Genomic DNA, 6,945 nt, shown 5'->3' with positions numbered 1-6,945 from the left:
CGCACCCGGGCGACCCGGCGCCGGGCCCGCCAGGCCGCGCGGCCGGGGACGTGGCCTCCGTCGTCGGCGCCACCCGCGCCTCCTGCGTACCGGGGGTGAGGCGTGGACCGCGGGGTCTCGGCCGTCGGCCACTGCTGCAGGGCGGCGTAGCGGCCCCAGTCCTGCCACCAGGCCGACTGGGCGTCACCCATGCGCAGGTAGGCGGACAGCAGCTGGGCGGTCGCCGCCGCGTCACCGAGCGACTCGTGGGCGACGGAGAGGTCGACGTCGATGGCCGCGCAGCAGTCGGCGAGCGTGCGGCCGGCGCCGGGAAGGTACGTGGGGGCGAGCTTCATCGTGCAGAGTGCGCCCGACCCGTCGGCCCCGAGCGGTGACACGAGCCCGAGGCGCGCGAACTCGGCGGCCAGGAACTGCGCCTCGAAGCGGGCGTTGTGCGCGACGACGACGCGCCCGCGCAGGCGGTCGCAGAGGTCGTCGACGACGTGCTCGAACCGGGGTGCCCCGCGGACGTCCGCGCTGCGGAGCCCGTGGACGTGGATGGGCCCGAGGTCCCGCGAGGGGTCGACGACGGTCTCGAACGACGCCTCGACCTCACCGTGGACGTCGAGGTGCACGATGCCGATCTCGATCACCCGATGGTGTCGCCCGGGCCAGAGACCCGTCGTCTCGACGTCGATGACCGCGTAGCCGCCGTGAACCATGTCATCCCTTTCGTCGGGGCGAGCCTGGCAGGTTGCCCGATGGGCATCCAGCCCGCAATCGGGTGACACCCGTCGTGGGGCGGTGGGGGGACGCGGGGTCAGGAGGCGCGGCTCGGTGCTTCCCGTCGGTCCCGTCGTCCGCCACGATGGGGGCATGACCGCCGCCCCCGTCTCCGTCACCGCCGCGACCGCCTCCGTCACGGACCCGACCGCGTCCGTCACGGCCGTCTGCCGGGTGTCGGCCCTGCTGCCCGACTCGGGCACGATCGGCGTGACCGCCATCGACAAGCGCCCCGTGGACGGGCCCGTCCACGTGCGCCCCCTCGGCCTCCGTGCCGACGTGCAGGCCGACCGCAAGCACCACGGCGGGATCGACCAGGCGGTGTACGCCTTCGCCGACGAGGACGCCGCCCACTTCGCCGAGCTGCTCGGCCGCGAGGTGGTGCCGGGGCTGTTCGGCGAGAACCTGCGGACGTCCGGGGTCGACGTCACGGGCGCGGTGATCGGCGAACGCTGGGCCGTGGGCGGCACCCTCGTGCTCGAGGTCACGAAGCCTCGCGTCCCGTGCGGCACGTTCGCCCGCCGACTCGGCGAGGCCCTGTGGGTCAAGCGGTTCCACGCCGAGGGCCGCCCCGGCACCTACCTGCGGGTGGTGAAGGCGGGGCCCGTCCAGGCGGGTGACGGCGTCACGGTGCTGTCACGACCGTCGCACGGGGTGACGATCGGCGAGGCCTTCACGGGGCTCGGGCCCGACCGGGCCGAGGCCCTCCTCGCGGCCGTCGACGGACCCGACCGCCTGAGGCTCACCGACGAGGTCCGGGGCTTCGCCGAGAAGGCCCTGCGAGGGCGCGTCCCCGCCTGAGCGCCGGCACGCACGCTCCACTAGCCTCGACCGAGAGGGCCCGGACGGGGCCCGCGCCAGAGGAGGCACCCATGTTCGAAGCCGAGAACATCCGCGACTGGATCGGCATGCCGGTCGTCGACCCCGACGGCGACAAGGTCGGCTCGCTCGAGAGCATCTACTTCGACACCGCCGCCGACCAGCCCGCCTTCGCCACCGTGACCGCCGGACTGCTCGGCCGCTCGCGCCTGGTCTTCGTGCCGCTGCAGGGTGCCGTCGTCGCCCCCAAGCACCTCAAGGTCCAGTTCGCGAAGAAGCTCGTCAAGGACGCCCCGTCGATCGAGACCGACGGCGAGCTCGAGGCAGCCCGCGAGCCCGCCGTGTTCGAGCACTACGGCCTCGTGTACCAGACCGGTGCGGCCGGCGAACGCCGTCTCGGGCGCCGCTGACCGCCGCCGCTCCTGACCGCGAAGGGCCCCGCCGCATCGGCGGGGCCCTTCGGCGTCCGCTCCGGCGATGGTGCGCGGACGAGTGCAGAACGTGCAAAAATCAGGAGGCGCGGGTCGGTGACCCGCGCCTCCTGCGTCGTGCGCCCGCCCCGACGCCGCCGCCACGTGCTCCGGCCTCGTGCCGCCCCTCCCCCCTCGCCTCGCTCCCGTCGCCTCGCCCCACGCCCCCTTCGCCTCGCCTCACGGCCCGTGCCGCTGCCCGAAAGGCCACCCCATGACCCACGCCCCCGCCCCGACCGGCGCCTCCTCGCCGTCCTCCCCCGGAGCGGGCCCCGGCCAGCCCGCCGGGGTGCCGCATCACGCCTGGTACGCCCTCGTCGCCCTGCTCCTCGGCATGTTCATCGCCCTGCTCGACACGACGATCGTCAACGTCGCCCTGCCGACGATCCGCACGACGCTCGACGCCTCGGAGTCGACCCTGTCGTGGATCATCTCGGGGTACGCCCTCGCCTTCGGCCTCGCGTTGATCCCCGCCGGGCGCATCGGCGACCGCATCGGCCACAAGTGGGTCTACTTCACGGGAGTCCTGCTCTTCACGCTGGCGTCGCTCGCCTGTGGCCTCGCCCAGGACGACACCCAGCTCGTGGTGTTCCGCGTCGTGCAGGGCCTCGCCGGCGGCATCTTCGTGCCGGCCGTCACGGCGTTCATCCAGTTGCTGTTCCCCGGTCGCTCGCGGGGCAAGGCCTTCGCCATCATGGGCGCCGTCATCGGCGTCTCGTCGGCGCTCGGTCCGATCATCGGCGGCCTGATCATCCAGGCCTTCGGCGACGAGAACGGGTGGCGTCTCGTCTTCTACGTCAACCTGCCGTTCGGCATCATCACCCTCGTCGCCGCCGCCGTCCTGCTGCCCAAGCGTGACGAATCGGTGCCCCGTCCCGACCGCGGGCTCGACTGGATCGGCCTCGTGCTGGTCTCGGGCGCCTTCGTCGCCCTGCTCGTCCCGCTGATCCAGGGGCAGGACGAGGGCTGGCCGCTCTGGACCTACCTGACCATCGCCGCCGGCGTCGTGCTGCTCGCCCTGTTCGGCCTGTGGGAGGTCGCGTACACGAAGCGCGGCAAGACCCCCCTCGTCCCGCCGAAGCTGTTCGCGCACCCGTCGTTCACCGGTGGCGTCGTGCTCGCGCTCGTCTACTTCGCGGCCTTCACGAGCATCTTCTTCACGATCTCGCTGCTCTGGCAGTCGGGGCTCGGCCACAGTGCGTTGGCCTCGGGCGCCGTGGCGATCCCGTTCGCGGTGGGCAGCATCATCAGCTCGTCGCAGAGCAACCGCATCGCCGCCCGGCTCGGTCGCGGCGTGCTGATCCTCGGCACGGCCCTCGTCACCATCGGCCTCACCTGGATGTGGCTCGTGCTCGTCACGGTCGACGCCTCCGACCTGACCAACTGGATGCTGCTGGTCCCGCTGCTGCTCGCCGGCCTCGGCAACGGCTTCTTCATCGCACCGAACGTCCAGTTCATCGTCGCGACGGTCGACCGGCAGGACGCCGGCTCGGCCAGCGCCGTCATCTCGGCGATCCAGCGCATCGGGTCGGCCGTGGGCATCGCGATCATCGGCAGCGTGCTCTTCGGCACGCTGACCATCTCGGGCCGCACGCCGGCCGACGTCGCCACCGGCTTCACCGACGCGGCGGCCCACGCCATGCTCGTCAGCGCGATCTTCGCCCTGGCCTCGTTCGTGCTCGTGTTCGCCCTGCCGCGTCGCGTCCCGCAGCAGCGCGGATAGCGCCGTCCGGGCGCCGCCACGCGCGGGTGGGGCCGGGATGCGAACCCGGCCCCCTCGTTCGGGCGGCACAAAGGAAGGTGAGGCACACTGCAACGATGCCCTCAGCCCTGCCGACCACAGAGCCGACCGTCCGCCCCGTCTCGACGACCCGTCGAGACCGGGTGCTGCCGCTCGACGGCCTGCGCACGCTGGCCATCGCCCTCGTCGTGCTCTACCACCTGCACGTGCCGGGCTTCGGCAGCGGTTTCGTGGGCGTCAACGTCTTCTTCGTGCTGTCGGGCTACCTGATCACCACGTTGCTGCTGCGCGAGCACGCGTCGACGGGACGCATCCGGCTCGGCCGGTTCTGGGTCCGCCGCCTGCTGCGGCTCTACCCGACGCTGCTCGCCGTCGTCGTGGTGGGCGTCTCGCTGTGGTGGCTCGTGGGTGACTACCAGGGCTCGACCCTCGGCCCGGTCGGTGCCGCCCTGATCGCCCTCACCTACACCGGCAACGTCGCCCGGGCGTTCTTCGACACTTCGCAGGGCGTCTTCGCGCCGATGTGGAGCCTGTCGATGGAAGAGCAGTTCTACCTCGTCTGGCCGCCGGTGCTGGTGCTGCTGCTCGCCGTCGCGGTCAGGCGCAAGGCCCTGGTCGCCGGCCTCTCGGTGGTCGTGGTCGCCTCGGCCGTCGCCACCTGGTTCCTCTACGACCGCCCCTCGGGCGGTGCGACCCCCGACATCTACTTCAGCCCCGTCCTCAACGTGGCCCCCCTGCTGATGGGCTGCGTGCTCGCGGTCGTCCTGCGGTCCGACCGTGTGCGGACAGCCCTGGCCGGCCGCTGGGGAGCCCTCGCCACCTGGCTCGGATTCGCCGGGGTCGTGGGGTCGCTCTTCGTCATCGGATCGGGGTGGCAGCAGAGCGTCCTCACCTTCGCGGTCGCGTTGCCCGCCGTGGGCCTGGCCTCGATGCTCCTGATCGGTGGTCTCGTCACGGCGTCGTCCCCCGTCGCCTGGGTGCTGTCCCTGGCACCGGTCGCCTGGTTCGGACGGGCCGTCTCGTACCCGCTCTACCTCTGGCACGTCGTCTTCATCGCGCTCGTCGAACCGTACGTGCAGGGTGCGCTCGGCATCGTCCTCGTGCTCGCGGCGGCGATTTGCACGTCCGTTCTCTCGCACCACTTCGTGGAGAAGCCGGCCCTCGCGCTGAAGGGCCGTTTCGAGCCCCGGGAGCCTCGCCGCGCCTCCTCGACCGTCTCACGCGACCGAGAGCTCACGAACGCCTGACGCCCAGCGCCGGTCGGCGGGTGCCTGGCGCCTGACGCCGGGCGGACCGGGGTCAGAGCCAGCCGCGCTCGCGCGCGACCCGGGCGGCGGCGTGCCGCGACGAACTGCCGGTCTTCTGCATCGCCGACGACAGGTAGTTGCGCACCGTGCCGGACGCGAGGTGCAGCCGGGCGCTGATCTCACGCACCGAGAAGCCGTCGGTCGTCAGTCGCAACGTGTCGAGCTCGCGCTCGGTCAGCGGACAGTCGTCCATCATCGCCGAGGCCGAGATGTCGGCGTCGATGTAACGGCGGCCGTCGTGCACCTGCACGATCACCCGTTCGAGCTCGTCGGGATCGACCGACTTCGGCAGGAACCCTCGCACCCCGGCACGGAGGGCACGACGGAGCACGCCGGGGCGGCCGTGACGGGTCAGCAGCACGACCGCCTGCTCGGGTCGTCGACCCAGGATCGCGATCGCCGCGTCGATGCCGTCCATGCCGGGCATCTCGAGGTCGAGCAGCACGACGTCGGGCTCGTGAAGCGCGGCGAGGGCCACGGCCTCGGCACCGTCGGCGGCCTGGGCGACGACGGTGATCGTGTCGCTCAGGTCGAGCAGGGCGGCGATCGATCGACGCAGCAGGGTCTCGTCGTCGGCGAGCAGCACGCGGATCATGCGGGCCCCGTGCCGGTCGACGCCGCGGTCGATGCCCCGGTCGACGCCCCGGTCGACGCCCCGGTCGATGCCGCGGGGGCCGCCCCGGCCCGTGTCGCCGTCGGCCGGGATGCTCCGCCGGCTCCCGTCGCCGTCGCCCTCGCCTCGACCCGGAACCGGCCGTTCTCGAGCCGGGTGGTCACCGTGCCGCCGACCGCGGCGAACCTCTCGCCGAGACGGGCGAGGCCGCTGAGTCCGCGCAGGGGCTCGGGGGCACCGTCGTTGACGATCTCGACCGACTCGGGGCCGAGCACGATGGAGACCCGCTCCGCCTGGGCGTGACGCAGCACGTTCGTCGTGGCCTCACGCACGACGTGGCCGAAGAGGTCGTCGGCAGGGTGACCGACGGGAGGGACGCCCGTGACCTCGAGCTCGATGCCCGCCGCCCGGATCAATTCGGCCGAGTTGGCCAGTTCGCCGGCGAGCGTGAGCGTGCGTTCGCCGTAGGCCAGCCGACGGGTCTCGGCGATGGTCTGCACGATCAGCTGCTCGGCCTCGCGGAGGTGCCGTCGCGCGGCGGCGGGGTCGCGGTCCAGGGTCTTGTCGGCCAACTGCAGCTGCAGGCGACCGACGTGCAGGGCCTGCCCTTGGATGTCGTGCAGGTCGACCGAGAACCGGTACCGCTCGCGCATCACGGCGAGCTCGGACTGGGTCTCGCGGGCCGCGTCGATCTCGAGGTACAGGTCGAACCCGTACCGGTTCAGCCGACAGATCCCGTAGAGCGACAGCAGGCCGATCACGACCACCGTCGACAGCCCCACGAGCGGTGCGGCCGCGTCGACCTCGACGACCACCACGGGCACGAGCGCCGCGACCACGGCGGCGACGACCCATCGCCAGGAGGCGGACGGGGGCGTCGTCGCCAGGTACCCGACGGTGAGGCCGAAGGGGAAGAGCAGCAGGGCGTTGTGCCCGCCGAGCGGGACCGCCAGCCAGGCGAGGTACGAGACGACGAGACCGGCGACGGCCAACGGCACGGGTGGGCGGCGTTCCCAGAAGAACGAATGGGCCGTGACGAGAGCCCCCGCGGCGCCGGAGGCCGCCACCAACCACCAGGAGGTGCCCTCGGCCACCAGCGTCACGACCAGGACGAGGGTGGTGAAGAGCGCGAGCGCCACGAACGACCACGTGACGTACCGCCGCATGCGCGCGAGCGGGGGCAGGTGGCCGCCCGGTCGAGGACGCACGGCCAGCGGGAGGTGGGGCATGCGA

General features: G+C 72.7%; 7 protein-coding genes. 4 read left to right on the top strand and 3 right to left on the bottom strand.

From position 1 onward, the window contains the following. Positions 1-701: 3'-5' exonuclease (locus IFT36_RS08415; protein ID WP_200412873.1), on the bottom strand; the 701-nt coding region annotated here is incomplete at its 3' end. Positions 702-855: 154 nt separating this feature from the next. On the opposite strand from IFT36_RS08415, the gene IFT36_RS08410 reads away from it, so the two are divergent. From IFT36_RS08410 to IFT36_RS08395, 4 genes are all read left to right on the top strand, one after another. Next, positions 856-1,563, top strand: a complete 708-nt coding sequence (locus IFT36_RS08410) for an MOSC domain-containing protein (protein ID WP_200412872.1) — start codon at positions 856-858, stop codon at positions 1,561-1,563. 71 nt (positions 1,564-1,634) lie between these two features. Beyond that, positions 1,635-1,991: a PRC-barrel domain-containing protein gene (locus IFT36_RS08405; RefSeq protein WP_043596802.1), complete on the top strand. Its 357-nt coding sequence runs from the start codon at positions 1,635-1,637 to the stop codon at positions 1,989-1,991. Between the two features lie 274 nt (positions 1,992-2,265). Next, complete coding sequence (locus IFT36_RS08400) at positions 2,266-3,774, top strand: MFS transporter (protein ID WP_200412871.1); 1,509 nt, start codon at positions 2,266-2,268, stop codon at positions 3,772-3,774. A 95-nt stretch (positions 3,775-3,869) separates the two neighbouring features. Beyond that, positions 3,870-5,039 (top strand): acyltransferase family protein, encoded by a 1,170-nt coding sequence (locus tag IFT36_RS08395; protein ID WP_200412870.1) that lies wholly within the window; start codon positions 3,870-3,872, stop codon positions 5,037-5,039. 52 nt (positions 5,040-5,091) lie between these two features. Here the strand turns inward: IFT36_RS08395 and IFT36_RS08390 are convergent, their stop codons facing one another. Together IFT36_RS08390 and IFT36_RS08385 are read right to left on the bottom strand one after the other, a co-directional pair. After that, positions 5,092-5,694, bottom strand: coding sequence for a response regulator transcription factor (locus IFT36_RS08390; RefSeq protein ID WP_056046833.1), 603 nt, complete (start codon positions 5,692-5,694; stop codon positions 5,092-5,094). After that, positions 5,691-6,941, bottom strand: a complete 1,251-nt coding sequence (locus tag IFT36_RS08385) for a sensor histidine kinase (RefSeq protein ID WP_200412869.1) — start codon at positions 6,939-6,941, stop codon at positions 5,691-5,693. The genes IFT36_RS08390 and IFT36_RS08385 overlap by 4 nt, the downstream gene beginning before the upstream one ends. Between the last annotated feature and the right edge of the window lie 4 nt (positions 6,942-6,945).

It is taken from the genome of Frigoribacterium sp. CFBP 13605 (assembly GCF_014839405.1).
Taxonomy (GTDB): Bacteria; Actinomycetota; Actinomycetes; order Actinomycetales; family Microbacteriaceae; genus Frigoribacterium.
The sequence above is the reverse complement of the archived record's forward strand: the minus strand, read 5'-3'. Positions and strand labels throughout refer to the sequence as shown.

What these genes read in the sequence shown, in the direction of transcription:
- IFT36_RS08395 (WP_200412870.1), top strand. Translation starts at nt 3,870, where the DNA reads ATGCCCTCAGCCCTGCCGACCACAGAGCCGACCGTCCGCCCCGTCTCG.
- IFT36_RS08405 (WP_043596802.1), top strand. Translation starts at nt 1,635, where the DNA reads ATGTTCGAAGCCGAGAACATCCGCGACTGGATCGGCATGCCGGTCGTC.
- IFT36_RS08385 (WP_200412869.1), bottom strand. Translation starts at nt 6,941, where the DNA reads ATGCCCCACCTCCCGCTGGCCGTGCGTCCTCGACCGGGCGGCCACCTG.
- IFT36_RS08400 (WP_200412871.1), top strand. Translation starts at nt 2,266, where the DNA reads ATGACCCACGCCCCCGCCCCGACCGGCGCCTCCTCGCCGTCCTCCCCC.
- IFT36_RS08390 (WP_056046833.1), bottom strand. Translation starts at nt 5,694, where the DNA reads ATGATCCGCGTGCTGCTCGCCGACGACGAGACCCTGCTGCGTCGATCG.
- IFT36_RS08410 (WP_200412872.1), top strand. Translation starts at nt 856, where the DNA reads ATGACCGCCGCCCCCGTCTCCGTCACCGCCGCGACCGCCTCCGTCACG.